Consider the following 25,212-nt stretch of genomic DNA (forward strand, 5'->3'; position numbering starts at 1 on the left):
CGCCTGGTTAAGGCAAGCTATTCGTCCGGGCGGCGAACATGTCGTGCCTGTGTTACGTGCTCAGCATTCCCGCAGTCACTATAAAATCGCAAATCTCGTTTAGCCCCTCGCCGGTCTTAAGATTGGAGAACACGAACGGGCGCGCGCCGCGCATTTTGCGTGCGTCGCGATCCATGACCTCCAGCGATGCATTTACATGCTCGGCCAGGTCGATCTTGTTGATCACAAGCAGGTCTGAGCGGGTGATGCCGGGCCCGCCCTTGCGCGGGATCTTGTCGCCGGCGGCCACGTCGATCACGTAAATCGTCAGATCGGCGAGCTCCGGGCTGAATGTGGCGCTCAAATTGTCGCCACCGCTTTCGATCATGACAAAATCGACTTGCGGAAACCGGCCGATCAGATCGTCGACCGCCACCTGATTGATCGACGCGTCCTCGCGTATAGCGGTGTGCGGGCAGCCGCCGGTCTCGACGCCGAAGATGCGCTCCGCGCCCAGCGCCCCGCTGCGGATCAGAAATTCCTGATCCTCTTTAGTGTAGATGTCGTTGGTGACCACCGCGATCTCGTAAGACCCGCGCATGCGTTTGCACACCGCGTCCACCAGCGCGGTCTTGCCGGAACCGACCGGGCCGCCGACGCCGATCCGCAGTACCTGGTCAACATCTTTCATGCATTTGTTCCTTATGTGATGTTCAGGATCGGAACAGGCGCGTGTACTGTGACTCGTGCGCACAACTGGCGATCGCGATCCCTGGCGCGGACGTACCGATGTCCGCATCCGCGCACGCCACTCCGGCCGCGATGACCGCGGGTATGTACTCGCTCAGACTGACCAGCAGTCGCTGGCCCGAGATTTGTCCGATTGGCGCGAGCCTGATGGCCGCGAGCACCTGATTTTCAAGCCAGCTCCATAAATAGCCAGCGAGCGCGTCGTCGCGCGGGATGTTCCAGCAGCGCGCCGCCAGCGCAAAGGCCGCGACGAAACTCGTGCGGGGCCGATTCGCGCAGCCGTTCACGGCATCCGGTAACAGCGTGCGCAGCACGCGCAGCAAGGCCTGCCCGCGATGGTGTTCCTCAGCGCGCAATTCCGCGGTCTCGCGGCAGGCGAATACAATCTGATCCAGGTCTCCCGCGGTGTCGGTGTCGGCCTCGTAAAGTCGCGCCAGCAGCGGTACATCGACATGACGCATTGTGGTGGTCATCTGGCCGCTCAGCCAATCGCCGGTCGAATCGCTGTCGGTTACCCAACGCGCTTCCACCGCCCACTCCATGCCTTGAGAATACGCGAACGACCCCGCCGGCAACGCGGCGCTGGACAGTTGCAGCAGTCGCAGCAGCGCGAGATCGATAGTCAATGCCTTAAGTCGTGTGCGCGCTCATCACGGCTTGCGCGCGACGCTGTGCCCGGGCCTCAATGCGGACGAACCGCGCGAGTGCGATTGGTAAGCGCCGAACTCGGGTTCAAAAGGCGCGGATTCCTGGGTCGGGTTCATGCCGAGTTTGCGCACCAGGTCGTCCAGCACGTGGTCGTGTTGATAGCGAATCCACACGCGACTGATCTGCAGGCCGACGTGGCGATTGCCGAGGTGGTAGCAGAGACGGGCGAGCGCCACCGGGTCGTCGATGCTGACCGTGGAAACCGGCTCCGCCGCGGCGCGTACCCGAATGCGGTCGCCTTCGCACGCGATCAGCAGATCGCCATCACGCAACACCGTGCCGTGTGGCAGAAACAGGGCCGCCTCATTGCCATCGTCCAGTTCCACCCGCGCGCGGCTGCGCTGTCGCTGGTCGAAGGTGAGCGTTACCGTCACGTCGTCAGGTTGGCCCTCGTTACTGACGTGCTGGGTGATCTTGAGCATGGATCAAAACAGGAAATAGCGCTGCGTCAAAGGCAACACCGAAGCGGGTTCGCAGGTGAGCAACTCGCCGTCGGCTCGTACCTCGTAGGTTTGCGCATCGACTTCGATATGCGGCAGGTAATCGTTGTGGATCATGTCGCGCTTGCTCAACGCGCGGCATCCGTGCACCACGCCGAGCATGCGCTTCAGTTGCAGACGCTCTGCCACCTTGCCATTGGCCGCCGCCCGCGACGCGAAGGTCATGCTGGTGGCAGAGCGCGCGCCGCCGCATGCGCCAAACATGGGCCGGAAATGCACGGGTTGCGGGGTCGGAATGGAAGCATTGGGGTCGCCCATGGTCGCGGCCGCGATCATACCACCCTTGAGAATCAGGCTGGGTTTGACGCCGAAAAACGGCGGTTTCCACAACACCAGATCGGCGAGCTTGCCAACCTCCACCGAGCCGACTTCATGGGTGATGCCGTGCGTGATCGCCGGATTGATGGTGTATTTCGCGATGTAACGCTTGATACGGAAATTGTCGTGATGCGCGGGATCGGGAGACAAACTGCCGCGCTGAACTTTCATCTTGTGCGCGGTCTGCCAGGTGCGGATGACGACCTCGCCCACGCGGCCCATGGCCTGCGAGTCCGAAGCGATCATCGAGAACGCGCCTAGGTCATGGAGAATATCTTCCGCGGCGATGGTTTCCCGGCGGATGCGCGATTCGGCGAAGGCCACGTCTTCAGCGATGCCCGGATCGAGGTGATGACACACCATTAGCATGTCCAGATGCTCATCGACCGTGTTCACAGTGTACGGCCGCGTCGGGTTGGTGCTGGAAGGCAACACGTTGACTTCGCCGCAGGCGCGAATGATATCCGGCGCGTGCCCGCCGCCGGCGCCTTCGGTGTGATAGGTATGGATGGTGCGGCCTTCGAAGGCGGCCAGCGTCTGCTCCACAAAGCCGGATTCGTTCAAGGTGTCCGTGTGGATCGCTACCTGGACGTCGTGCGCGTCGGCGACCTTCAGACAACAGTTGATTGCGGCGGGTGTGGTGCCCCAGTCTTCGTGCAGTTTCAGCCCCATCGCGCCGGCCTCGATCTGCTCGGTCAGACCGTCGGGCAGGCTCGCGTTTCCCTTGGCCAGAAATCCAAGATTCATGGGAAACGCCTCGGCCGCCTGCAGCATGCGTTGAATATTCCAGGCACCGGGCGTGCACGTAGTCGCGTTGGTGCCGGTGGTGGGACCCGTACCGCCGCCAAGCATGGTGGTGACGCCGGACATCAGCGCATCATCGATCTGCTGCGGACAGATGAAATGAACATGCGCGTCGATGCCGCCCGCGGTAAGGATCTGGCCCTCGCCGGCGATGGCCTCGCTGCCCGGCCCGATGACGATATCGACACCGGGTTGTACATCCGGATTGCCGGCCTTGCCGATGCCGGCGATGCGGCCGTGCCTGATGCCGATGTCCGCCTTGACGATGCCCCAGTAATCGACGATAAGCGCATTCGTGATCACTAGGTCCACGGCGTCACCGCTCGCTTGCTGGCTCTGGCCCATGCCGTCGCGAATGACCTTGCCGCCGCCGAACTTGACCTCTTCGCCGTAAACGGTCCGGTCCTCTTCGACTTCCAACCAGAGCTCCGTGTCGGCCAGTCGCACGCGGTCGCCGACCGTGGGGCCGTACATTTCGGCATAGGCTTGTCTGCCGATGCGCGCCATGACTACAGTGCCCCCATGACTTTGGCGTTGAACCCGTAAACCTCTCGCTTGCCGGCATAGGCCACCAGTTCTACCTCCCGTGACTGACCGGGCTCGAAGCGCACGGCGGTACCCGCCGCGATATTCAGGCGATAACCGCATGTGGGCTCGCGATCGAAATCCAGCGCGGGATTGGTCTCGAAGAAGTGATAATGCGAGCCGACCTGGATCGGCCGGTCGCCGGTATTGGCGACGTTCACGCGCAAGGTCGCGCGGCCGGCATTGATTTCGATATCGCCCGCCGCGGCACGGATTTCACCGGGAATCATGACCGCACCTCACAGGATGGGATCGTGCACGGTCACCAGCTTGGTGCCGTCGGGAAAGGTCGCTTCAACCTGTACGTCCGGCAGCATCTCCGGCACGCCTTCCATCACGTCGTCCGCGCTGAGCAGCGTCCGGCCACGCGCCATCAGCTCCGCGACACTGCGTCCGTCGCGCGCGCCTTCCATGATGGCGGCGCTGATAAAAGCCACCGCCTCCGGATAATTGAGCTTGACACCTCGCGCCTTCCGGCGCTCCGCCAGTAGCGCGGCGGTGAAGATCAGCAGCCTGTCTTTTTCGCGCGGCGACAAATCCATCTTTCGAAGCTCCTCTGTCGATCAATCGCTACGGTCATGATCTGGATTCACCGGTCAAAACCCGAGCCGACCAAACCCAATTCGATCAAACCACGAGCGCCGGAATCGCGCAACAGTCTATATATGAAGTTTGTGCGGGATTAGTCTGGATTGCTTCGTTCCAGCCGGTGCAAGAGACGCGCCGAGTCCGGTCAAGAAGACATTGATGTCGTCGCTATGCCACCCGCGGCTCAAGTCCTCGGCTCATCTCATGGGCGCATACCGGGTCGATTGTCCGAAGCCGGTGAAGGTGGCGTAGCTAGTGCCCCTGCACCAATACGTCGCGCTCGCAAGCGGCAATGTACTCGAACAGGGCGGAAGCGAAACTCTATGCGCCCTCACATCAGGCAGATGTCAGGCTCCACGCGGATTTCCCCGGATGAGGTAATACAGCAATTCTCTTAAGCTGAAGAACGAGTTACGTATACCCCCGGACCTGCGCAAGAGATCTCTACGAGACGCGCACATCCTGGGCATGTCCCGAACGCCAGGATGGTATGGAAGATGAATCGCTTGCGTATCGCCCTGCGAGCGGATCGACTCGGTAAATCAGGCATGAAACGCACCGCCCTTCGCTAACGGTCTCGAGTAACCACCAGCAGCGCACATTTAGCTATTCAGGAGGCAAATATGACTTACCCGCAAGTCCCTGTACAGCTGGCGCCGCGCAGCTTGCAGGCTGTGGGATCGGCGTGGGTGAGAGCTTGGAAAGATCCCACCCAACTGCCGGCCAGAATTTCCGAGATGGACGATAGCCGTGAGATCTTGCAGGGCGGGGCAGCGTTTAACCTTATCGTTATGCGCTTCGCAGACTGGCGGTTGACGGTAATTTGGCAAAATTTAGAGCCGCGTTGCAGGCGTTGCGTGCCGCATCAACCGGAGATTCGAATCAACGCCCGTCACGCATGGCTTTAGTTGCATCAGCGCCGTCATGAATTTCGATGCCTATCAAAACGAAGGTTTCTACGACGAGTTGCTGGGTGCCGACGGAAAACCGCGGCCCGAGGCCGAATTATTGATTCGACGGATCGAGGAGTTGCCGGTCGGAAGCCTTGCCGCACGCCAGAAAACTGCTGAGGCCGCCATGTTTCAGCTAGGGATCACCTTTAGCGTTTACGGCGCGGAAGAAGGCGCCGAGCGCATTATCCCGTTCGACCTTATTCCGAGAGTCATTCCAGCTGCGGAATGGGATCTCATCGAGCGCGGACTCAAGCAGCGCATCACGGCGCTGAATTTGTTCGTTGAAGACATCTATCACGCGCAAAAGATACTCAAGGACGGGCTGATCCCGGCGGAGCTTATTCGCTCCGCAGCGTCGTTTCGTGCGCCCTGCGTCGGGATCAATCCACCGCGTGGAGTCTGGTGCCACATCACCGGCAGCGATCTGGTGCGAGATGGCGAAGGCCGTCTCTACGTGCTGGAGGACAATCTACGCTGTCCCTCCGGCGTCTCCTACGTACTGGAGAACCGGCGCATACTCAAGCGTATCTTTCCCTCGGTCTTCGCGGCTATGCGGGTGCGGCCGGTGGATGACTATCCCGATCGTTTGCTGCGCATGCTGCAACACCTGGCGCCATCGGCGACCAACGATCCGACGGTCGTCGTGTTGACCCCCGGGATTTTCAATTCCGCCTATTTTGAGCACACTTTTCTGGCGCAGCAGATGGGAGTCGAGCTCGTCGAGGGACCCGACCTCACCGTCGCCGACGGCCATGTTCACATGCGCACCACGCGCGGCCTAAAACAGGTGGACGTAATCTATCGGCGCATTGATGACGATTTCCTGGATCCGCTCACGTTCCGCGCCGATTCCATGCTTGGCGTGCGCGGTCTGATGGACGTGTATCGCGCCGGCCGGGTGGCGCTCGCCAACGCTCCGGGCAACGGCATCGCCGACGACAAAGCCGTGTATGCCTACGTACCTAAAATTATCAAGTACTATCTGGATCAGGATCCCATTCTGCCCAATGTAACTACGTATCTGTGCAGCGACGACAAGGAGCGCGAACATGTCCTCGCCAATCTGGACAAACTGGTGGTGAAACCGGTCAATGAATCAGGCGGCTATGGGATGCTGGTTGGCCCGCATGCCAGCGCGGTTCAGCGGGAGCAGTTCGTACGGCTGATCCGGGCCGCGCCGCGCAACTACATCGCTCAGCCCACCCTGGCGCTGTCCCGTGCGCCGGTGCTGGTGGGCGATCATCTCGAAGGACGGCACGTGGATTTGCGGCCCTACGCGCTGTACGGCGAAGACCTCTACGTGCTGCCCGGCGGCCTGACCCGGGTGGCGCTCAGGAAGGGCTCGCTGGTCGTCAACTCTTCCCAGGGCGGAGGCAGCAAAGATACGTGGGTGCAGTTTGCCGCACCGAGCACGCACGGTGGACAATGCTGAGTCGGGTTGCCCATTCGATTTACTGGGTGGGTCGCTATCTGGAGCGCGCGGAAAACGTGGCGCGCATCGTAGACGTCAACCTGAATCTCATGCTGGACCTGGCCGAAACCGCCAACAAAGAGCAATGGGCGCCACTGGTGCAGACGTCCGGCGACGCTGCTCTGTTCGCCGAACGCTACAAGACACCGACTCGCGACAACGTAATCTGGTTTCTCACCTTCGATCCGGCCAACCCGAACTCCATCTTGTCCTGCGTCACCGCGGCGCGGGACAATGCGCGCCGCGTGCGCGAAATCATTTCCTCCGAAATGTGGGAACAGCTCAATACCTATTACCACATGGTGCGTGATGCGGCCCGTGACTCGGAAGCATTACCCGCGCACAACGAATTCTATGCGCGGGTGAAGTTGGAAAGTCATCTGTTCAACGGCATCGCCGACGCCATCATGTCCCATGACGAGGCGTGGCATTTTTTGCGCGTGGGAAGCCTGCTGGAGCGCGCCGACAAGACTTCGCGTATCCTCGACGTGAAGTATTACATCCTGCTGCCAGACATCTCGGAAGTGGGTGGGGCCTTCGACAATATCCAGTGGGCGGCGCTACTCAAATCGGCCAGCGCCAACGAGATGTATCGCAAGCGCTATCGGCAATTGTCGTCCGCCAAGATCGTCGGCTTCCTGTTGCTGGATCAGGACTTTCCGCGCGCCGTGCGTCATTGTGTCATGCAGGCTGAAGGCGGCTTGCGTGTTATCAGCGGCTCGCCGCCAGGCAGCTTCGGCAATGCCGCCGAACGGGCGCTGGGACGCCTCGCGGCGGAGTTGAACTACGCGAAGGTGGACGAGATCATCGCTGGCGGCCTGCACGAATATCTGGATAACCTGCAGGCGGCGCTCAATCGGGCCAGCGGTGCGGTCTTCGACACCTTTTTTTCACAGCGGCCAAAGGGCCGCAGACGCGAGCGCCACCAGCCATGACTAGACCTGAATGGCACACACAGCCATGTAACGAGCGGCGCTCTGTGCAGCCGAGCTACGACGGTGAGCGGCGTTGCGTAGCCCAGGAGCCTTCGCAATCATTGGTAACCGACTTCCTGATAACCTGCGAGCATGGCGGCAATCGCATCCCTGTTCCCTACGTCAAGTTATTCCAGGGCTATGGCGCCTTGTTACGCACGCACCGTGGCTACGATATAGGCGCGCTCGTGATGGCTTGGGAGCTGGCCAGAAAACGGGTGGTTCACATCATCTCCTCCCGCAGTTTCACGCCTGAGCTTGATGGGCAACTGCGAAACGCCGATATCGGCTTGCTTTATGACCCTCACCGCACGGGCGAAGTAGAATTATGCCGGCAGTGGCAGGGTTGTCTCCAGGCGAAGGCGCCTCATTTAAAGGTGCGCCGGAATTGTCCTTGCCAAGGCAAAGCCGGCGGCCTGACCTCGCATTTACGGCGACGTTATCCACCGGCCGCCTATGTCGGTATCGAGGTGGAAATCAATCAAAAACACGTCCGCATGGGACGTTCCTGGCGAGCGCTTCGGGCGTTGATCGCGCAGGCACTACAGCGCGCGTTGACGAATACCCGGCACTGTTCTACCGTCAGCGGATCACGCGCATGAGCGCCCTGCTTGCGCCTGTACATCCACCTCTGGATCTTACGGTGCGCGTGGGCTGCGCGCTTACCTACGAGACCACTGTACCGACGCTGCTTCTTCTGAATCTCAAACCCCGCCTGGCGACGCGTCAAGTCATTCGTGATGAGAGGCTTGTCTTCGGCCGGTTGCTGCCCACCGAACAGCTACACGATACGCACGGTAACGTCGTCTACCGCCTGACTTTACCCCCGGGGCGCAATGAGATCCTGCACGACGCGGTTATCTCGGTACCGCAGGCGCCAGATAACTACGGATTGCCGAGCGAACGGGTTCCCGTGGAACGCATGCCGACCACGGTGCTGCGCTACACACTGCCTAGCCGCTACTGTGATTCGGACAAGCTGATGGACTTCGCCTGGACAAAATTCGGCCAAGTTCCCAATGGCGTTGAGCAGGCGCGCGCCATTTGCGATTGGGTGCACCGCAACATCGAATATCGGTTCGGCTCGGGCAGTCCATTCATTTCAGCAAAGGATGTGGTGGATCGCGGTTTCGGCGTGTGTCGCGATCTGGCGCATGTGGGTGTCGCCTTGTGTCGGGCATTCAATCTACCGGCCCGCTACGTGTCAGGGCACATCGCCGACATCGGTGTGCCTGACCCAGGGTCCGCCATGGATTTTCACGCATACTTCGAGGTGTACCTCGGCGGCTATTGGCATACCTTTGACGCCCGCTACAACGAGCCACGCATAGGGCGCGTGAAAATCGCCCATGGCATGGACGCCATCGACGGCGCCTTCGCCACCATCTTCGGTCAGGCGACTCTAACTTGTTTTGAGGTATGGGCGTATCAGATCGACCCGGCCCAGGTGCGCATCGGCGACCCGATCGATCTTTCCAAACGGCTGGACGGCTCGGTGGAATTGAGGCTGGCGAGATAGCGACCCGCTAGTATCGATTCCATCCTGTGACTTTACCGCGTGGCTGGGGATCAAGCGTAATAGCGTTGACGAATCGACAGACGTCCACTGTTCGGTCTGCCGCTCTTCAAGCAGCAGGCTCACTATATCAATCGCAAACATTCAGGGGCGACGGTAGTGAAATATCCTGCAGGGAGGTCGATGACCTCGATGGATATCGCACACCACGTACGCCTTGCCCTTCTTCGAGCTTTTCACCGCGCACGCTACCCAGTCGCAGACCGGGGGCAATCGATATGGCCGATGGGTTCGTTACGCGGGTCTCCTTCACAGATTCAGCCACAACCGCAGGCCTGCGTCGACGGCATGCATTTCAGAGATGGCCAAATGGTCTACATATTTGCCGATGCGAGTGATCGGCAAAGTCTGCAAGCGATCCACCTCAACCACCATTTCCACGGTTCCGGCGCCTGCTCGATCACGCACCTTCACCCGCGTACGCGCCAAATTGAAATGCTCATCGGAGCTGGTCAGTTGACAGAGAGTGACGTTATCGCTCTTGCGCCAGATATCGGCGCGCACCACCACGCCCAGGCGTGCCGTATCCTTGAAAAACTGAGCGATAAAAACGTCGCCGCGGCGGATGACTAAGGCCACCACTCGCCCTTTTCATCATCGACCCACGGGTCTTCGCCGCCGCGCAAATAAAGCTCGTAATCCGGATGTTGGCGGTCGGCCGCGTTCATGCGCTCGGCCTCTTCGTCGACGAGTTGCTGCAAGGCGGCGCGATCGTGGCGCCGTAGATAATCCCGCAACGCCTCCACCAGCACCGCAGTCTGGCTTTTGTGCGCCGCTTTGGCGTGCCGCGCGAGCTCCTCGCGCAGCTCGCGGGGCAAACGGATGCTGGTGCTGGACTGGGACATCGGCGTAACTCCATGAATCGATGTACCGCAGATTGTAGCGCACGCTACTCAGGCTCGCCATGCTCCGCCCGCAACCGCTCCACCTCGTCCACCAGCTCGGCCAGCAACTCCTAGGCTTGCAAAGATACTGTCCATGCGCAGACCGGGCTTTTACTGGGAGATACCATTTATCGCGATCAGGATATCTCACCTACCGACAACCGCTACAAAAGAGGGATCAAAAGGGGCCAGACTCGAATATTCTCACAACCCCGGCTCTCCCTGTCCCTCCATTGCGGCACTCTTAGCACCCGGCTCCAGCCGAGGCCTGCAGCGCGGCCGAGCCTCGCGACGGATGCCGGTCATTCTCTCGATCCTGGGGAGAAATCGCTCGTTACCAATGGGCTGATTCTGGTTCAAAGCCAGGCGGATGTCATCAATCGCTTCTCGATCCAGTGCTGTCCGAAAGAGTGCGCGATAAGCGGATTGTCGCCTTTACCGCTGCCGGCAAGCGACTGGTACCGCGGGTGAGGCGTGAGCCGGGGATCGGTCTCTCGCGGCGCATTACTCCAGTAACTGCGCCGCGATAGTGGGCCGGATCGTCCACCATCGCGGTCCGCACAGGGTTAAGTTCAATGTAACGCTGACAGAGGTCAGCAGGTAACACTGCGCCTGCACGGCGGAGGGCTTTGTAGCGGCTGTCTCACAAGGTGCCGGTACCCCGATAGCTGCGGTTGATGTACTGAACATAGCGGCATCCCAGAGAAATGATGAGCTTCGGCACGGTTGCTGCCTCCCGCGGCGTCAGCAGCCAAGTGCACATGGTTGGTCATCAAAGCGTAGGCATGGAGCGCGCAGCCGCATTCGTTGAGCGCCTTGCCCAGCCAGTACAGGTAAGCGGCGTAGTCTTGCTCGCAGAAGAAGCAGGGCTCGCGGTTGTGCCCACGCTACACAATGTGCAAGGGAACACCGGGCAGATGAACGCGGGCGCGTCGTGGCATGCGCGCGGTCTATTATAAATATTTGAGCCTGGTCCCTTTGGCCCCTTTAACTTCGGGCCGACCATGCCGAGGCTGCACGCCACGAACGGGTGACGTTTGACGTCGGGCCGTGGGGACAAAAGTATCCGGCTATCACTAAGAGCTGGCAGCGCAACTGGGAACAGGTCATTCCGTGCTTCGCATTTCCGGCCGAGGTGCGTAAGATCATCTACACCACCAACGCCATTGAGAGCCTGCACAGTCAGGTGCGCAAGAGCATTCGCAACAAAGGGCATTTCCCCAGCGATGAGGCAGCGATTAAACTGATCTGGTTGGCGTTGCGGTATGTCACCGCGCAATGGAAGAATCCACCCATCGCCTGGCATGCGGCCAAGGCACAACTCGAAATTCAGTTCGAGGAGCGTTTCATCATCACCGATTGATTAAACAACCGGCTCACACACAAGATTTCTGACACCCTCGAGGCGCCGCCATGCAACGTGCGCGAGTATCGTGTTTGCACTTCTTTTCGGTCTTCTAATTGCCGGCTGTAGCCTCGCCCCACCCATACTACCCATACCTTATCCGTTGCCCGCGCCGGCCCCTCAATCCACGCCGGCCAATGTCCCGCCCCCCGCAGCGAGCGCGATCCCAAGTCCGTCATTACCCAATCTGCCGATAGCCTCCGCGGCCGAGGCACCGGCAGCCATGCTGGCTGAAAAGGTGTATGGCGGTGGAGATAACGTCGTGCCCGCGCTGCGGGAGGCGTTGCTAAAGGCGGGTTTCGTATTACGCGGGCGCGATGGAAACCTCATACAGACCCCACACGGTCAAGGTCCTCCCCTTCACTTCTGGGAAGTGGACGTGATGGCGCAGTTAGCGCACAACGGCATGTCGGTGCCATTCGCCGACCTTGCCCGGCTCTTGACCAAGATCATGCCTGAACCGGCGCACCTACATTTGGCTGATCAACTCCTAGACGACATTCGTGCTCAGGCCCATGGCTCGGAACCAGCCCCACGATTTTGGGCCAACTTCATCATCGAACTCGGTCGTCATGCATCGGAACCTTACGACTTGCTCAAGCCAGTCAATCCCAACACGATCCGGTTCGACGCCATACAGACTGTCTTTGTTCTACAGCGCCTGACCAATGATTTGCGCAGCCTGGCCAACCGTATCCGAAGACAACCAGAAGCGCCGCATGGCGCTGCCGCTAGCACAATGTCAAGCATATTTCAGCAGATCGAAGTGGCCGCCGGCCCAGGTTGGTTAAGACCTGGCGTGCTGAACCAGCCGCCGCAGCTCGCCCAAGCAACATCGCCACCGACACCATCCAACAGGCCGACACTACCTGGCTGTACCTGGGAGGGGGACCTGGCGCCCATGCCGGACGAGGTCGCGCTCTTTTTTACCACGCTCTCCGATACACTCCGCGATTACCTCGAAAAAAGCGGGATGAGCGCGCTGAAGAAGTACGGCATCTTCTTGGCCCGTGCCAATATCATTCTCGCCTATACCAAGATGATCTGGACGTACGCCGCGTTCGATGTCGATATCAACATGACCAACCCCCCTTGAAGCGTGTCAAGGGGCGCCAACGAGGTGAGCGGCGCGAACTGACCGCCAAGGTACGCTTGGATACGGGCAGCGGACAATTCGCAAATTGTTTGCGTCCCATGCTCAATCAACTGGGGCTTGACTTCGATATGCCGCCTGACGGTGCGCTTGAAGGGGCGACTGTGGAATGGAAGCTGGTGGAAGGGGGCGAGCAGGTAAACACCCGCGGAAACTACGGGATCACGCCGGCCTAAGTAGGAGATTTCTGCGGCCGGTCAACCTCTCGCATTATTCACCGCCGCACCCGCAGCAAGATGCGTTAGGGTGAACGTTAGTTGCTGTTCCGGATACCACTGAATAGTCGTTAGAGGAGCAAGGCATGATGACTCGCTTTATTAGTCTATTAATCTGTGCCTCCGTAGTGCTTGCCAGTACGTTAATAGTGATTCCGAAGGATGCCGCAGCCGCACCGTATTGCTGCCAGGACATTAGCAAATTTCAAATTCAAACGGGCAAATATCGAACATACCTTTCTTCCTCTGAGTGTCACGGGTGGTTCATTGAATCCGTCCCTTTGCAACAATGCAAGGCAACCGAGAAGGCAGAACTTCCAGAAATAATTGAGATTATCGCGACTCCATTATACGTAGCCTACGGTGTTGCTCTCTACTTCGGCGCAACCGCAAACGGAAGAACAGACACGAAGCCAATTGCAAGTTCCGGCGGCGGAACGTGGATCCGCGAGGCAGAGGCCATTCGCATACAAAATGGCCAAGCCATTATTGAGACTCCTGAGCGAAGAGCCGAGGTGGAAGAATTGATAAGCGAACTGAGTGCTAAAGGTTACGAGCCCATCGAGCACGGAAGATACTGGTACAGCTTTAGATTTCAACGACCCGGGTACCCGTAAGCTCTATTAAAGCCTATAACCACAATTCTCGCGTCGGCGAGCAGGCGCCGCTGGCGATGCTGCTACCTATAGAGATAGTCGTCCATGCAACTGCGAATGCGGCCACGAGTGTTTGGGCGAATCAATCGTTTTAAGGGGGTCGGCTACAGCGCAAATTGTACCCAATGCGTGTAGCCTTTGGCCGGGCGCGATCGGAAGGAAGTCTTGGAATCCGGTGACCTGCTCGCTGAGCTGAAGGAATCAAAGGCGCCAGGTTCAGGTTTTTCCCGTCGTTCCACACTCGCGATCTCATATCGCCAATTCCCTAGGAGCCGGCGCCGAGTCTGTGCTGTGGTCTCGCGGCGGTCTGCTTCTTGGTTCGGCTTCGCGTCGTTCGCCTGCTAGGCTTCCCGATTTTGGCGTAAAAGCGGCTGTTTTCCAAGGGCCGGCACTAATGCAGGACGAGTCGAATGTTGTCAATTGCCTTCTTGTCCATCTGCGCATGAAACGTTACGACAAGCATCCAAGCTCGCGTAGGGCGGAAGCCCCTTGCGGGTGTTCCGCAGCATGGCATCGCTCGGATTACTGCCTGCGCTTACCAGCAACTGTAGGCTGCGCCGTGCGCGTGGGTTGGCTCATCAGTCGCTGACTCAAGAAGGCGCCGCCTCTACGCGGCCTGCCTAGTCTTAGCCGCTGGCGACTTATCATAAGCATTCTCAGGATGAATGTTCTAGCCAGTTTAGCTCCGGCAGTTCCGCCAACACGCGGCGCGTGCCCTCGCACCATTCGCGGGAGAGCGCGGTGAAATAGGGATCTCCCTCGTCAAAGCGGCAACGCTTGCGCACTTCGAAACTGTCCCGTTCGTAACATAAGAGATTGATGGGCATACCCACGGAGAGATTGCTGCTCATGGTCGAGTCGAAAGACACCAGCACGCACTTGGCGGCGTCGTCCAGACTTGTTTCGCGCGTGATGACGCGGTCGAGTACCGGTTTTCCGTATTTGGTCTCGCCGGTTTGAAAGAAAGGCGTGTCCCAGGTCGCCTCGATGAAATTGCCTTCCGCATAAAGCCGGAACAGGCGTGGCGCCTCACCCTTAATTTGCCCGCCTAGCAGAAAGGAGGCGTTGAAACTGAGCTTGCTTTGCGCAAGATACTTGCCATCACGACGATCCACATCGCGCATGGCGTCACCGACCAGTTGAGCCACGTCGAACATGCTGGACGCGGTATACAAATTCGCCGCGTCTTCCGTCCTGGCGCGTTGCTGGAGCAGGCTTATGACCGCCTGCGTGCCCGCCAGACCGCCCGAGCTCAGCATTACCAGCACGCGGTCGTCCTGCCGCTCAAACACCGTCATCTTGCAGAACTTGGCGAAATTGTCGACGGTTGCGTTGGAGCGCGAGTCAGAGGCGAACAGCATTCCCGCATCAAGCTTGATGGCGACGCAGTAAGTCATTTATTGGTGACCTGCGCGGATTTGAAGAGCAGCAGCTTGTCTTTCTCGCAGTGATAACTCAATGGAAACTCCGACGCACATCGACGCGCTCATTGTCCACCACAAATGCACCGACGCCAAGTCATCAGTCGTGGCGCCGCAAATCTATGCGTTTGCGGACGGCGCCCTGACGCAAGGCTTCGACGTATCGGCGCGACGTAAAGTTTTTAACCGCCGTCGATGAGCCGAATGCCAATAAGCAGTGCCGTACGTTAACACGACCGCAGCGCTGAACATCGCTGCGGCTGCCCGAGTCCACCGTCAAATCCGAGTTTCACGCGCCGCCCGCGAACAGCGCCTTCGGAATCACGGCGTGCACGCCCTTGTTGATGTCCACGACCTGCGAGACCTCGAAATCAACGCCGATTGAGGCCAGCGAGTAGGCGTCATCGGGCGACAGACTCGCGGTTTGCTGAAGGAACGAAACACACTCGCGCACGGCTTCGCGCATCGCACTGTCCAGGTCTTTGTCGAGGCCCGTTACGATGTGTGCATCCGGCGTTTCTCCGAACGGGTTCTTGAGCAACGGCACCCGGTCGTTGGGCAGGCTCGCGCGCTTGTGCAGGATGATCTGAAAGGTCGGGGTCAGCGATGTTTCGATGGCGGTCAGGCTTACCTCGCCGTTGCCCTGCGCCGCGTGGGCGTCGCCCGTGTACAGCAGCGCGCCTGGCACCTGCACCGGATAAAACGTGGTCGTGCCCGGGCGGGACAGGCGCTTGATGTCCATGTTGCCACCATAGCGCCGCGGCGGAACCGAATTGATAATCCCGGTGGCGTCGGGCGCGACGCCAACGATGCCCATAAACGGTGCGAGCGGCACCTGGATATTACGGCCTGCCGGGAACTGCCCTACGCCTCGAACGTAATCCAGACGCAGCACGTTGCCGTAATACAGTTGGCCGCCAGTGGGGAAGGTTTCGGGCAGCGAGCCTTTGCCGTGACGGGCGGAGTTCACGCCGTAATCGACGCGCGGTTCGATGAAAAGCGTTTTGACTTCCAAGATGTCGCCCGGCTCCGCGCTCTCTACGGCGACCGGTCCGGTAATCACATGCGGCCCCGGCCCTTGCGGCAGACCATAGGTGAGAAATACCTTGAGTTGATCCTCCAGAATCTTCGTCACCGGAATGCCATTGGCGGGAAAGAACTGCCGGGGATCGCCTTGGTCGGGCAACATGCCTTCGTGCGATATCGTCTCCAGGGTGACGATATCGCCGGAGCGGATCGTCAGGACGGGTTTGGCGTCGCGGTTGGGCAAAAAGCCCCAGCGCAACAGCTCGGGATTGTCGGAGCGGACATAGTGCGACGTAGCGCCCGGCGCGCGACGCTTGGCCTCCGCAATCGCAGCCCTACGACTTTGCGTGGGAGGGGCGGGTAGCGCGACGGCGGCCTGAGCGCCCGTGAACGCGACGCCCAGTGAACCCGCGCCGATCAGGGCGCCAGAGCGGCGCAGAAAATCTCGACGCTGCAAAGCGTTTCGGGACAATCCGGGCGCGTCGGATGCCGGCATCTGGCGGTGCGCGCTGATTTCGGACTCTACGGCCACCTCCATTGATGAAAACTTCTCGCTATCAACGCACATGACGTTCTCCTGCCAAGGGCAATCCGCTACCGATCCGGGTTGACGCATATCCGAGGCGCGCAGGCTTGATATCGCAAATCACGTCGGCCATCGCACCTAGTGCAACGGACATGCCATGCACCCTGCAAGACGGTAAACGGTTGATAGTGGACTAACGTCAGGGTCGGCCGGCGCATCGACGCCGGCCGATCGCGCACTCTTATGGCGTGGGCTGCGCAATGGTGCGCTTTCCTGATGCGGGCGCCCGTTACTATTGCGCGGAGTTAGCGCGGTGAATCTATCTGCTCCAGATGCCTACTCACTCTCGAACCCCTGGCTCGTGAACTTCAAGGTCCGGCTGTTCTCGGTAACTGTCCGAACGACCTGGTCGGATGCGCCCGACGGAATCGTCGCGTCGATTTCGATCGTCACGCGAACCTCGGCGCCAACCAGCCCCGATAAATGAGCAATCACCTCATCAGCAATCCGGCTTGCATCACGCCCGACTCGATCTGGAGCGAGAGCCACTGTTCCATGAAAGCGGCGCGGCTGGGCCGCCACATTCGATCCCGAAGCTCCCTCGCCATCCCGACCGAGCAAGCCGTTCGCATCGGTAGGTCTCTCCGCTCCAGAACCAGCGCCCTCACCAACCGCACCAGGAGTTGCTGATGGCGGAACTTCGGCACTCATTTGCCGTTGCGCGATATCCGGCTTCACCAATAGACCCATCGAATCTGCCGACACACTCACGATCTGTCCGCCTCGCAGGCCACGGTATCGGCCGGCCGCCTCATCGTGGCTTTCGGCATACGCGAATGCGTCGGACTGCCAGGTGAGCAGCGACACACCGTCCCGAATGGCCTGCACGAGCACCTCTGTGCCGCCCAGACGCGGCAGATCGAGATAGCGCGCGAAGTGCTCGGCGAGCTGCTTCACTGGAACGTTGTTGCCATTCCAGAGGGGCACGTCGTCCAGATGCTTGCGCAGAATGGTTGAGCCGAGGCTCGTAACGAGGAGTTCGTCGTTTCGCAGCTTCTTGCTCGCGCGGACAGCAAGCGCGTCGGATCCCGTTAGGCGCACCGCTTCCCACACCGCGTCCGCCTGCGGCGTTTTCTGCTCGGGCACCAGCACCCACTGGTAAGTCTCGGGCAGACGCGCCGTCACTGCGCCATCGGCCGCCTGCTTCTGGGTCTCGGCCTGCCGTACCTGGTGCGGGTCGAGGTTGAGCGTATCCTTCTCCGCCAGAACTGATGACCACGCGAGATATTTGCGCAACGCCTCGTCGAGATCCTGCAGCCGCACCCGGTCCGCGGCGAGGAAGACGAGCGTGTTGCGGTAGAGGCGCGGTGTGTTGCCGCGCGTTTCGAGGATTGCCTTCGCGGCAATCTCGGCGGGACTGCCGGGCTCTTTGCTGTACGGATGCTCCGCCGGCAGCACCACGAGGCGCGCTTCGAGATCATCCGGAACGTCGCTACTTGATCGCGGCAACGGATGGATGCGCGAGAAGTCGCCAGTCTTCCTCAGGTCGGCGCGCAGCCTCGCATCCAGTTCATTCGCCACTTGGTCCGGGTTGCGCTTGAGTTGCTCGGCGCGGTCGTCCGCGAGCTTGGTCACGGTGGGCTGCGTCGCATACCACGCTCGCGGGCCGTCGTGATAGAGATAGGTCGCCGCCGCCGCCAGCCGCCGCAGCGCGTCGCCGAAAACAGCGGGCGATTCGCCGGGCATGACGCAGCCGAGCCTCACACGCCGGTCCTCGAGACCGCGGTGCGCTGCGGTGGTCGTCGGCGCCGAGCCGAGGTATATCGTGCGCGCCACCCGCCGCGTCGCATGCAGTTTGCCGAGGTTGGGTACCTCGCTGTCGATCTTGAGCGGCAGCGAGCTCGGCCCATCCACATCCTTCTCGATGATCGGCGCCCAGTTGTCGGAAAGATAGCGCGTCAGCTCCGACTGAACGCGCCCATCGTCAATGGGAATCGTCGAGGGCAGGATGAGCGGGTTGCGGGCTCCCTTCTCCCACAGGCTATGGATCACGGCGGCCATCAGGCGCAGCACGCCGCGCGTGCGCTGAAACTTCACCAGCGTGGACCAGTCAGTGTAAAGCCGGTCGAAGATCTCCGGATGGATCGGGTAGGCGGCCTGGATACGCTTCTCGTAGTCGCCGCCTCGACACTCGGGCGGAAACTCCGCGCTCTGGGCATGATACAAATCCGAGAACGCGCGCGCCGTCACGTCGCGCTGCTTGAACGCGTCCGGCCCGGGGAGCGGCTCGAACAGCCGCCGCCGGACGATCTAGAAGCCCTCTTCGGCGGTAGCGGGCCGCCACGATGACTCCACACGGCCGACCACGTTGCGCAGCCGGTCGAGCGGCCTCGCGCCCGCGGATGCCGCCTACCTCCACGTCATCGGTGGCCGTGTGCGGCGAGCCCGCGGTGTCCGAGGCCGGCAGCGACACGACCAGCAGGCAGTTCTTGGCGAGCTTCGCGGATTCTGTCAGCGCCTGCGCGAAAGTGAACATCGTCTCGAAGCTGCCGGCGGGAAGGTCGCTCTGGTCGTGGAGTTGGCGCGCGTAAGCCACCCATTCGTCGACCAGCACGAGGCAAGGGCCGTATTCGACGAACAGCTCCCGCAGCACGTCGCCGGGGCTGGTCGCCTTCTCGTCGTCCTTTGCGATCCGGGCAAACGACTTTTTGCCGCCGAGTTGATACGCGAGCTCCCCCCAGAGCGTGCGCACTACCGTGCCGTCGGGGTTGGTGACGGGGTTGCCGGGCGAGATCTTGTTGCCCACCAGCACCACGCGCCGCGCTCCGGGCAGCGTCTTGACGCCGGCCTCGGCCAGCACCGCATCAACGCCCGCGAGTTCGCTCGGATTCACGCCCGAGAAGAGGTGATAGAGCGCCAGCATCGAGTGCGTCTTGCCGCCGCCGAAGTTGGTCTGTAACTGCACCACCGGATCGCCGCCTTGCCCGGCAATGCGCCGCACGCCGCCCACGAGCAGGCGCTTCAGGCTCTCGGTCAGGAAGGTGCGGCGGAAGAACTCCGCGGGTTTCCTGTACTCGTCGCTGCCCTCGCCCAGGTGCACCTGCCAGAGGTCGGCGGCGAACTCCGCCTGCTGGTAACGGCCGCTGGCGACATCGGCGTGCGGTGTGACCACTTCACGCCAAGGCTTGAGCGTGCTGACCGCGCCGGTCTCGATCAGCGACCCGCCGGCCTTGCGCTTTTCGCCTCGCACCTGCTCGTCGAAGGTGAGGCGGCGCAGCTCCATCTTCATCTTGGTGACTTCGTCGGCTTGGGAGGCGGAGACCGCGGTGAGCAGGCGCGCCATGGAGTCGAGCGCGCGGTCGGCGTCGTCGCTGGAGAACGGTTCCTGGTGCGCCCACTTGTTGCGCGAATCGCGCAGCTCCTGCACGAGCGAACGCTCGGCGCGCCCGAGCGTGTTTCGGAAGACGGCGTTCCATGCCTCCCACATCAGCTTGAGCAGCGCCGCCACATCCCATTCCGCGAGCGGCTTCTTGGCGGCCATGCGATCCTCGCCCATGTAGCGCAGCGCCTCCGAAACGCCTTTGGACTTATGCACGCTGTTGAACTCGCGCTCTACGAACGGCGCGAGGCCTTGTCGTAGGAGCTCCATCGCCTTGCCGATGCGCTCCTGGTTGGTGATCGCCATGTTTCTCCTTAGGGCTGCGGGCTTCAGACCGCTCTTCGATGACTTCTGGGCGTCTCGGACTTTTCGTTTTGCCCAAGCCTCGGGAGGCGCCGGATCGCCACGCCCGTCTTCGCTTCCGCGACGCGCAGTTCGTAGATCTTCTGCAGATTGAGCCAAAAGTCAGGACTGGTGCCGAAGAAATGCGCCAGCCGCAGCGCGCTGTCGCCGGTTATCGCACGCTGACCGTTCAGGATGCCCGTGATCCTGTTCGTCGGGACCTCAAGTCGGCGGCCGAGCTCGGCCGCACTCATGCCAAGTTCTCTGAGCTGTTCGGCGAGGTGCTCTCCGGGATGAATCGCGCTGCGTGCCATGGTGTATTTCCTCAGTGATAGTCCACAATCGTCACGTTAATCGGACCGGGCGAGCGGTCCGGCCACTCGAAGCAGACCCGCCATTGATCGTTGATACGGATGCTGTACTGACCCTTGCGATCGCCTTTCAGCACTTCGAATCGATTTCCGGGAAGAACCGCGAGGTCTTTCAGTGACGCCGCCGCGTCGAGCTGATCTAGCTTCATTTCCGCCTGGCGGGCGAATCCAGAGAACGCCTTGATGTGCTTACCGGCCGCGAATTCGCGCGTGCGTTTGTCGCGGAAGTTGGCGATCATGTTCCAGCATAGCGATTGTTTAGGCGTTACGTCAAGCGTAACGACAGGTCATGCGAAGCCGCGTGTCAGGTCGCCGCTATGCTCCTTTACGAGTGCGCGCCCGGACCGCTTTGCGCGGCGCCCGCCGCCACGGCACGGCGGATCATCTGATCGACAGCCGGCGCGGTATTGACCGGCGTAATGCGGATGTTCGGATGCACCGCCGCGAACACACGGAACAGCTCGTCCGCGAATGCCTGTCCGATCGCGGCCACACCATCGAAGTCCAGCACAACCTCCTCTAAGCATTCCAATCGACTGGCAATTCGCTTTGCTTCCGCACGTGAGACAAGCATCTGGCCTTCGTGCTGCGCGGAGCGCAAGAGTACCGTCGTGCGAGTTTTCGCATTCACAGTTCAGATCAAAGCAGCCTGCTCCGGAGCGCGGTCCATCTGGGCCATCCTCAAAATCTCGGGCCAGCTTTGCACCAGACCGTTGTAGGACAACGCCTCGGCCGCGCGCTTCTTGCGCTCGCAGAGGGTGTAGAGGCGGTAGGCCAGCTCCCGAGCAACCTCGGCCTTCACGCCGAGCTTCGTGACAAGCTCAGCGGCGGCGCTTTCGCCACCAGCTTCGAGGGCACGAATGAGCCGATGCACCGTCTCCCACGCCGTGAGACGCAGGTCCGACGCCGGGTCCCACTCATCAGGCAGTTCATCGGGCTTGAGCAGCCGAACGCGACCACTTTTCGAGGCCAGGATTCCCGCGTCTTTCATGCCATCGACGCTGGTGTTCTTGCTCTTAGAGAGCTGCTCCGCGCGCCCGTACTCGTCCTCTGCGAAGCCATTCTCTTCGAACCACGTAATCGCCCAGCGGCTGTCGGCGTCGAAGTCGCCCTCCTGCTCGGCAAGCGTCTCGTCGAGGGTCTGATTGATGAGCGCCAGCGCCTCGCGCACTGTGAGCGGCTTGCCTTCGGCGTCGAGAACTTTTCCGTAGCGCGTATAGACCGCCATGCCGGGCCGATAGCGGCCTGCGCCAGATCCACCGGCGCGATGTTGCCGCGCTGGAGATGGACGAGCGCAGGAGGCAGCTCAGCTTTGAGCGCGTTGGCGAAATCGCGACGCGTGGCGGTGGGCGCGTCGGCGGCGCGCGCGCGGCAGACGAGGACGATGCTGGAGGCAAGCGCGTTGGTGCCAGAAGCAATCATTCGACCTTGCCCTTCGGTCCGCAACGGCCAAGTGCCGGAAATCGCAAACCCCGCAGTCATCACAGCTGTAAGAAATGTTTGCCACCCAGTGCTGGCGACGCCGTCATCACCGTTATCCTCGGATTGCTTGAATGCATAGTAGATCGTTATAGGAAACGCTGGATGCGCTTGCTCGGCGAGGCGGCGCATTGCCCGGGTCATACCGTCGAGGAAGAAGGCCTCCGCCTTTTCCTTGCCCCCATGTCTGTATGGGGTAGCTACTAGCTCGTCGGCCTTAGGGACGGCAACCGTAGCGAACAAATTGGGAAATATTTCTCTCAGCGAACTGCGTAACCAAACGTAAAAGAAGTCCGACAGATCCGCATAGCCAATGTTGTCATAGTAAGGTGGATCAGTGCTAACAACTGGCGCACGAGTGCCGTTGAATTCCCTCCGCGCATCCGACTGAGCAGCCCATCCGAAGGCAAATGGAGTTGCGATGTCAAGGTAGTTTGCGACCGCCCGGCAGCATGTGGACACATCACCGCTAGACTTTCCGATCGGACTTCCTTCCGCGAAGTCCCACGTCATCGCTAGCGCTTGGCGCGGCATACAGTCCCGTAGAGCGTTGTCTTTGGGCAGCCACGTGGTCAGGCTCGATCCATAATAGATCATCCGATCAACTATGCACGCCAAGTAGATACTTACTGCCTCAGCGTAGGCGACGGCGCCGGTGCCACCATTACGCAGGGGCTTGCCGTCATCGGACAGGTCGGCGGCGAGCGCGTCGTGCTTCACGCGCTCGCGCGCTTCCTGCACCAAATCGGAGAAGGTCGTCAGCCCAACGAGCTGGCGGGGAGTGAAGAGGTCGCCGTAGGTCTTCAGGCCGTAAAGCGGCGGCGAGAACCAGCGCGGGTTCTCGGGCATCGCGACCTCCGGCTTCCACTCCGGCTTCGCCTTGCGCGCCGCCGCCTCGTGCTCCGGCGTCGGTGCGAGATAGACCCGCCAGCGGTCGCCTTCGGCCACGATCGCCATCAGCCGCGCGCCCATGCGCCCGGCGTTCGCCTCCGCGTGATGTGCTCGCTCGCGATCGGCGTGCCCGACATCAGGCACTCGAAGTGCGCGCCGCGCGAGAGCTTCGTCCCGTTCTTCGCGCCCTCCGCATCCTTCGGCTAGCCCACCTTCACAGTGAAGCGATAGCCGCCGCCTTCGATCACCGGCTCGGCATACGCCTCTTTGCCCGGCTTGGTCGAGAGCATGAAGGTCGATGCCAGCGGCACATCGACGCCGGCGAACGCCGGGTTCGGACTCTTCACCGTACGCGCCCAAAGCCAGGCGATCACGGTGAGAGATTTTCCCACATACGGCTTCAGGTCGGGGCGACCCTCCACCATCTCGGCCATCACCTCGATCTTCGGGTACAGATGCCCGATGCGCTTCTCGGCCTCATCGCGCATCCATTGGCCGTAGTAGCGCACGTCTGTAGCAAGACCTGTCGCGCCCTTCCAGCTTCCGCTGCTCGCTACGTCTGCATGCGACGTTGGATTTACCGGGCGATGACCCTTAAATTGCGACGGGATCTCGATCATCGCCTTATTGATCAGCACTGCTACCGGATTTAGCTCGCTGGCGTAGCTTTCGAGACCTATCCACTGCGCAGAGATAGGCAAGCTGCCGCTTCCGGCGAATGGGTCGTGAAAGGTGGGCAGCTTTTTCCGGTCGAACAGATCCTTGGCGCGGGGGTGATCGGCGTTCTCGGCGCAGGCGCGGCGCCAGCTCTGCCAGATCTCGGCACGCGCCGCCTGCAGCACCGACTCGTTGGTCGTGTTCTCCCACAACACGAGCTGACGGATGATCTCGAACAAACGCTCCCGCTCGATGTCCGCCGCGCATTCCCGCAGTGTGGGCTCCGGCCCCGGATCGGGACTCGACTGGTCGCCCTGACGAAACGCCTCGTCCTGGTTGGCCTTGCGTTCGTCCCATGCCTTTTGCCGAATACGAAGTTCCCGCATTGCCGCGCGCTTTCTGTCGGGATCGCTCAGCAATGTTTCCGCGTATTCAGATGGATCATCCACCATCTGTGCGAAAATCACCGCCCGCGCTGCCGCCAAAGGCCGTTGGGCCCACCATTTATGAAATGAGGTAGGCCAACCCTTCGGCGCCTTCTGTTTCCTTCGCAGCGACTCAGTGTTGATGGCCTCTAGCGGCAGCGCTACTTCGATGAGTTTCTTGGACGCTTTGGGGATGCTCATCGCTCGCTTATCAATTCCACTCGACGGGCCGCCGGAGGATAAATCCATCCTGCTTCGGAACGCTTTCCGGAAACTGGCTGTCCTTGAATGTCTTGCGGCCAATTCGCAATGCCGCCGTCGCTGCCTTGCGTAATTGAACAGAGTTTCGATCTGGCGGAAAGGCGATGACAACGCGTTTGTCAGGATAGCCGTTACGGATGGCACAAACCGGCGGCGTGAGATCGCTGTCACCCGAGACAATCATCGCGGTATCGAACGCATTGTCGTGAGCGTCGCCGAGCATCTCCACTGCGATATTGACGTCGGTCATCTTCTCCTCATGGGCATTCCAGGTCGCGCCGCATTTAAAGCATTGGCGCGTTTTCGCCAGATAGTGTCCGTAGTAGATGTAGAGGTCTGGCAGAGTTTCGAGCGCCTCCAGGAAGGTCGCCTGGCGCTTGACCTTGGCGGTGCCCGCGGCGAGGCCGGAGATGCGGGCGGTAAAGTAGCGCATCGCCACCAAGCGCTGATTGGGCAGGAGCAGATTTTCAGCCAAGCGACGCAGATCAAGCCAATAGTAACGTCGCCATCCTTTTGACTTGAGCCCGTAGTAGAGGTTGAACCCATCGACATAGACAATCACCCGCTGCATTCGGATTATCCCTTGCCCTTGAATTCATCGCGCCGCAGCATTACTATCTGGTTCATAACCCCACTGGCGATAGTATCGTCGGCCCGACGCCCCGAAAGGGGCGTTTCTTTTTTCCGCCCCGTCACGCTGGCGCCTCCGCCCGCGCAGTCAGTTTCGCGCGCGCCGGCATTGTTGATGGCGTCAAGCGGCAGGGCGACTTCGATAAGTTTCTTTATTTGTCGCATTTGTCCGTTTCCGGCTTGTGCGAATTAACGAGACGCGGCACTCGCCCTACTTCACGCGAACGTCATATCCGAAAAAACGCAAACCACAGTTAGTATTCTTGTTCCGCAACGGGTATTTTC

At 60.7% G+C, this 25,212-nt stretch carries 21 protein-coding genes and 3 pseudogenes; 6 read left to right on the plus strand and 18 right to left on the minus strand.

The window, feature by feature from the left end; translation table 11 throughout:
- Positions 1-52: 52 nt before the first annotated feature.
- Genes ureG through ureA form a run of 6 tightly spaced genes read right to left on the minus strand, consistent with a single transcriptional unit; the run spans position 53 to position 4,186 of the window.
- Positions 53-670 carry an urease accessory protein UreG gene (ureG, locus tag H0V34_10790; GenBank protein ID MBA2492153.1) on the minus strand — a complete coding sequence of 206 codons (618 nt, stop codon included), beginning with the start codon at positions 668-670 and terminating at the stop codon, positions 53-55.
- A 22-nt stretch (positions 671-692) separates the two neighbouring features.
- A complete protein-coding gene (locus tag H0V34_10795) occupies positions 693-1,355 on the minus strand; it encodes an urease accessory protein UreF (GenBank protein ID MBA2492154.1) in 663 nt (220 codons plus the stop codon).
- A gap of 24 nt (positions 1,356-1,379) precedes the next feature.
- A complete protein-coding gene (gene ureE / locus H0V34_10800) occupies positions 1,380-1,859 on the minus strand; it encodes an urease accessory protein UreE (GenBank protein MBA2492155.1) in 480 nt (159 codons plus the stop codon).
- Between the two features lie 3 nt (positions 1,860-1,862).
- Positions 1,863-3,566 (minus strand): urease subunit alpha, encoded by a 1,704-nt coding sequence (gene ureC, locus H0V34_10805; protein MBA2492156.1) that lies wholly within the window; start codon positions 3,564-3,566, stop codon positions 1,863-1,865.
- A gap of 2 nt (positions 3,567-3,568) precedes the next feature.
- The gene (locus tag H0V34_10810) at positions 3,569-3,874 is read right to left on the minus strand and encodes an urease subunit beta (GenBank protein ID MBA2492157.1); all 306 of its coding nucleotides are present in this window, start codon (positions 3,872-3,874) and stop codon (positions 3,569-3,571) included.
- Positions 3,875-3,883: 9 nt separating this feature from the next.
- Positions 3,884-4,186 (minus strand): urease subunit gamma, encoded by a 303-nt coding sequence (gene ureA / locus H0V34_10815; GenBank protein MBA2492158.1) that lies wholly within the window; start codon positions 4,184-4,186, stop codon positions 3,884-3,886.
- 970 nt (positions 4,187-5,156) lie between these two features.
- On the opposite strand from ureA, the gene H0V34_10820 reads away from it, so the two are divergent.
- From H0V34_10820 to H0V34_10835, 4 genes are all read left to right on the plus strand, one after another.
- Positions 5,157-6,617 (plus strand): circularly permuted type 2 ATP-grasp protein, encoded by a 1,461-nt coding sequence (locus H0V34_10820; protein ID MBA2492159.1) that lies wholly within the window; start codon positions 5,157-5,159, stop codon positions 6,615-6,617.
- The gene (locus tag H0V34_10825; protein ID MBA2492160.1) at positions 6,611-7,591 is read left to right on the plus strand and encodes an alpha-E domain-containing protein; all 981 of its coding nucleotides are present in this window, start codon (positions 6,611-6,613) and stop codon (positions 7,589-7,591) included. Before H0V34_10820 ends, H0V34_10825 begins: the two co-directional genes overlap by 7 nt.
- 101 nt (positions 7,592-7,692) lie before the next feature.
- A complete protein-coding gene (locus tag H0V34_10830) occupies positions 7,693-8,232 on the plus strand; it encodes a hypothetical protein (GenBank protein ID MBA2492161.1) in 540 nt (179 codons plus the stop codon).
- Complete coding sequence (locus tag H0V34_10835; protein ID MBA2492162.1) at positions 8,229-9,149, plus strand: transglutaminase family protein; 921 nt, start codon at positions 8,229-8,231, stop codon at positions 9,147-9,149. Before H0V34_10830 ends, H0V34_10835 begins: the two co-directional genes overlap by 4 nt.
- Positions 9,150-9,455: 306 nt before the next feature.
- On the opposite strand, the gene H0V34_10840 is transcribed toward H0V34_10835, so the two are convergent.
- From H0V34_10840 to H0V34_10850, 3 genes and pseudogenes are all read right to left on the minus strand, one after another.
- On the minus strand, positions 9,456-9,785 hold the full coding sequence (locus H0V34_10840; GenBank protein ID MBA2492163.1) for a type II toxin-antitoxin system PemK/MazF family toxin: 330 nt from the start codon (positions 9,783-9,785) through the stop codon (positions 9,456-9,458).
- Positions 9,776-10,051 carry a ribbon-helix-helix protein, CopG family gene (locus tag H0V34_10845; protein ID MBA2492164.1) on the minus strand — a complete coding sequence of 92 codons (276 nt, stop codon included), beginning with the start codon at positions 10,049-10,051 and terminating at the stop codon, positions 9,776-9,778. Before H0V34_10845 ends, H0V34_10840 begins: the two co-directional genes overlap by 10 nt.
- 243 nt (positions 10,052-10,294) lie before the next feature.
- A pseudogene (locus tag H0V34_10850) lies at positions 10,295-11,031 on the minus strand (transposase).
- Between the two features lie 89 nt (positions 11,032-11,120).
- Here H0V34_10850 and H0V34_10855 point away from each other — a divergent pair.
- Positions 11,121-11,453, plus strand: coding sequence for a transposase (locus H0V34_10855; GenBank protein ID MBA2492165.1), 333 nt, complete (start codon positions 11,121-11,123; stop codon positions 11,451-11,453).
- Positions 11,454-11,718: 265 nt separating this feature from the next.
- Positions 11,719-12,591 (plus strand): hypothetical protein, encoded by an 873-nt coding sequence (locus H0V34_10860; protein MBA2492166.1) that lies wholly within the window; start codon positions 11,719-11,721, stop codon positions 12,589-12,591.
- Positions 12,592-14,175: 1,584 nt separating this feature from the next.
- Here H0V34_10860 and H0V34_10865 read toward each other — a convergent pair.
- The 9 genes and pseudogenes from H0V34_10865 to H0V34_10905 all read right to left on the minus strand — a co-directional run bounded on the left by H0V34_10865 (position 14,176) and on the right by H0V34_10905 (position 25,092).
- Positions 14,176-14,916: a peptidase gene (locus tag H0V34_10865; protein MBA2492167.1), complete on the minus strand. Its 741-nt coding sequence runs from the start codon at positions 14,914-14,916 to the stop codon at positions 14,176-14,178.
- Positions 14,917-15,229: 313 nt separating this feature from the next.
- Complete coding sequence (locus H0V34_10870; protein MBA2492168.1) at positions 15,230-16,534, minus strand: acetamidase/formamidase family protein; 1,305 nt, start codon at positions 16,532-16,534, stop codon at positions 15,230-15,232.
- 294 nt (positions 16,535-16,828) lie between these two features.
- A pseudogene (locus tag H0V34_10875) lies at positions 16,829-20,177 on the minus strand (ATP-binding protein).
- Positions 20,178-20,200: 23 nt separating this feature from the next.
- Positions 20,201-20,527: a HigA family addiction module antidote protein gene (locus tag H0V34_10880; protein MBA2492169.1), complete on the minus strand. Its 327-nt coding sequence runs from the start codon at positions 20,525-20,527 to the stop codon at positions 20,201-20,203.
- 11 nt (positions 20,528-20,538) lie between these two features.
- Positions 20,539-20,823, minus strand: a complete 285-nt coding sequence (locus H0V34_10885; GenBank protein MBA2492170.1) for a type II toxin-antitoxin system RelE/ParE family toxin — start codon at positions 20,821-20,823, stop codon at positions 20,539-20,541.
- Positions 20,824-20,909: 86 nt separating this feature from the next.
- The gene (locus H0V34_10890) at positions 20,910-21,158 is read right to left on the minus strand and encodes an STAS-like domain-containing protein (protein ID MBA2492171.1); all 249 of its coding nucleotides are present in this window, start codon (positions 21,156-21,158) and stop codon (positions 20,910-20,912) included.
- A 60-nt stretch (positions 21,159-21,218) separates the two neighbouring features.
- Positions 21,219-24,237: pseudogene (locus H0V34_10895) on the minus strand (DUF1156 domain-containing protein).
- A gap of 10 nt (positions 24,238-24,247) precedes the next feature.
- A complete protein-coding gene (locus H0V34_10900) occupies positions 24,248-24,868 on the minus strand; it encodes an NYN domain-containing protein (GenBank protein MBA2492172.1) in 621 nt (206 codons plus the stop codon).
- A gap of 5 nt (positions 24,869-24,873) precedes the next feature.
- Entirely contained in the window at positions 24,874-25,092 is a 219-nt protein-coding gene (locus H0V34_10905) for a hypothetical protein (protein ID MBA2492173.1), read from the minus strand.
- Positions 25,093-25,212 lie beyond the last annotated feature (120 nt).

The organism is Gammaproteobacteria bacterium (assembly GCA_013696315.1).
Lineage (GTDB): Bacteria > Pseudomonadota > Gammaproteobacteria > JACCYU01 > JACCYU01 > JACCYU01.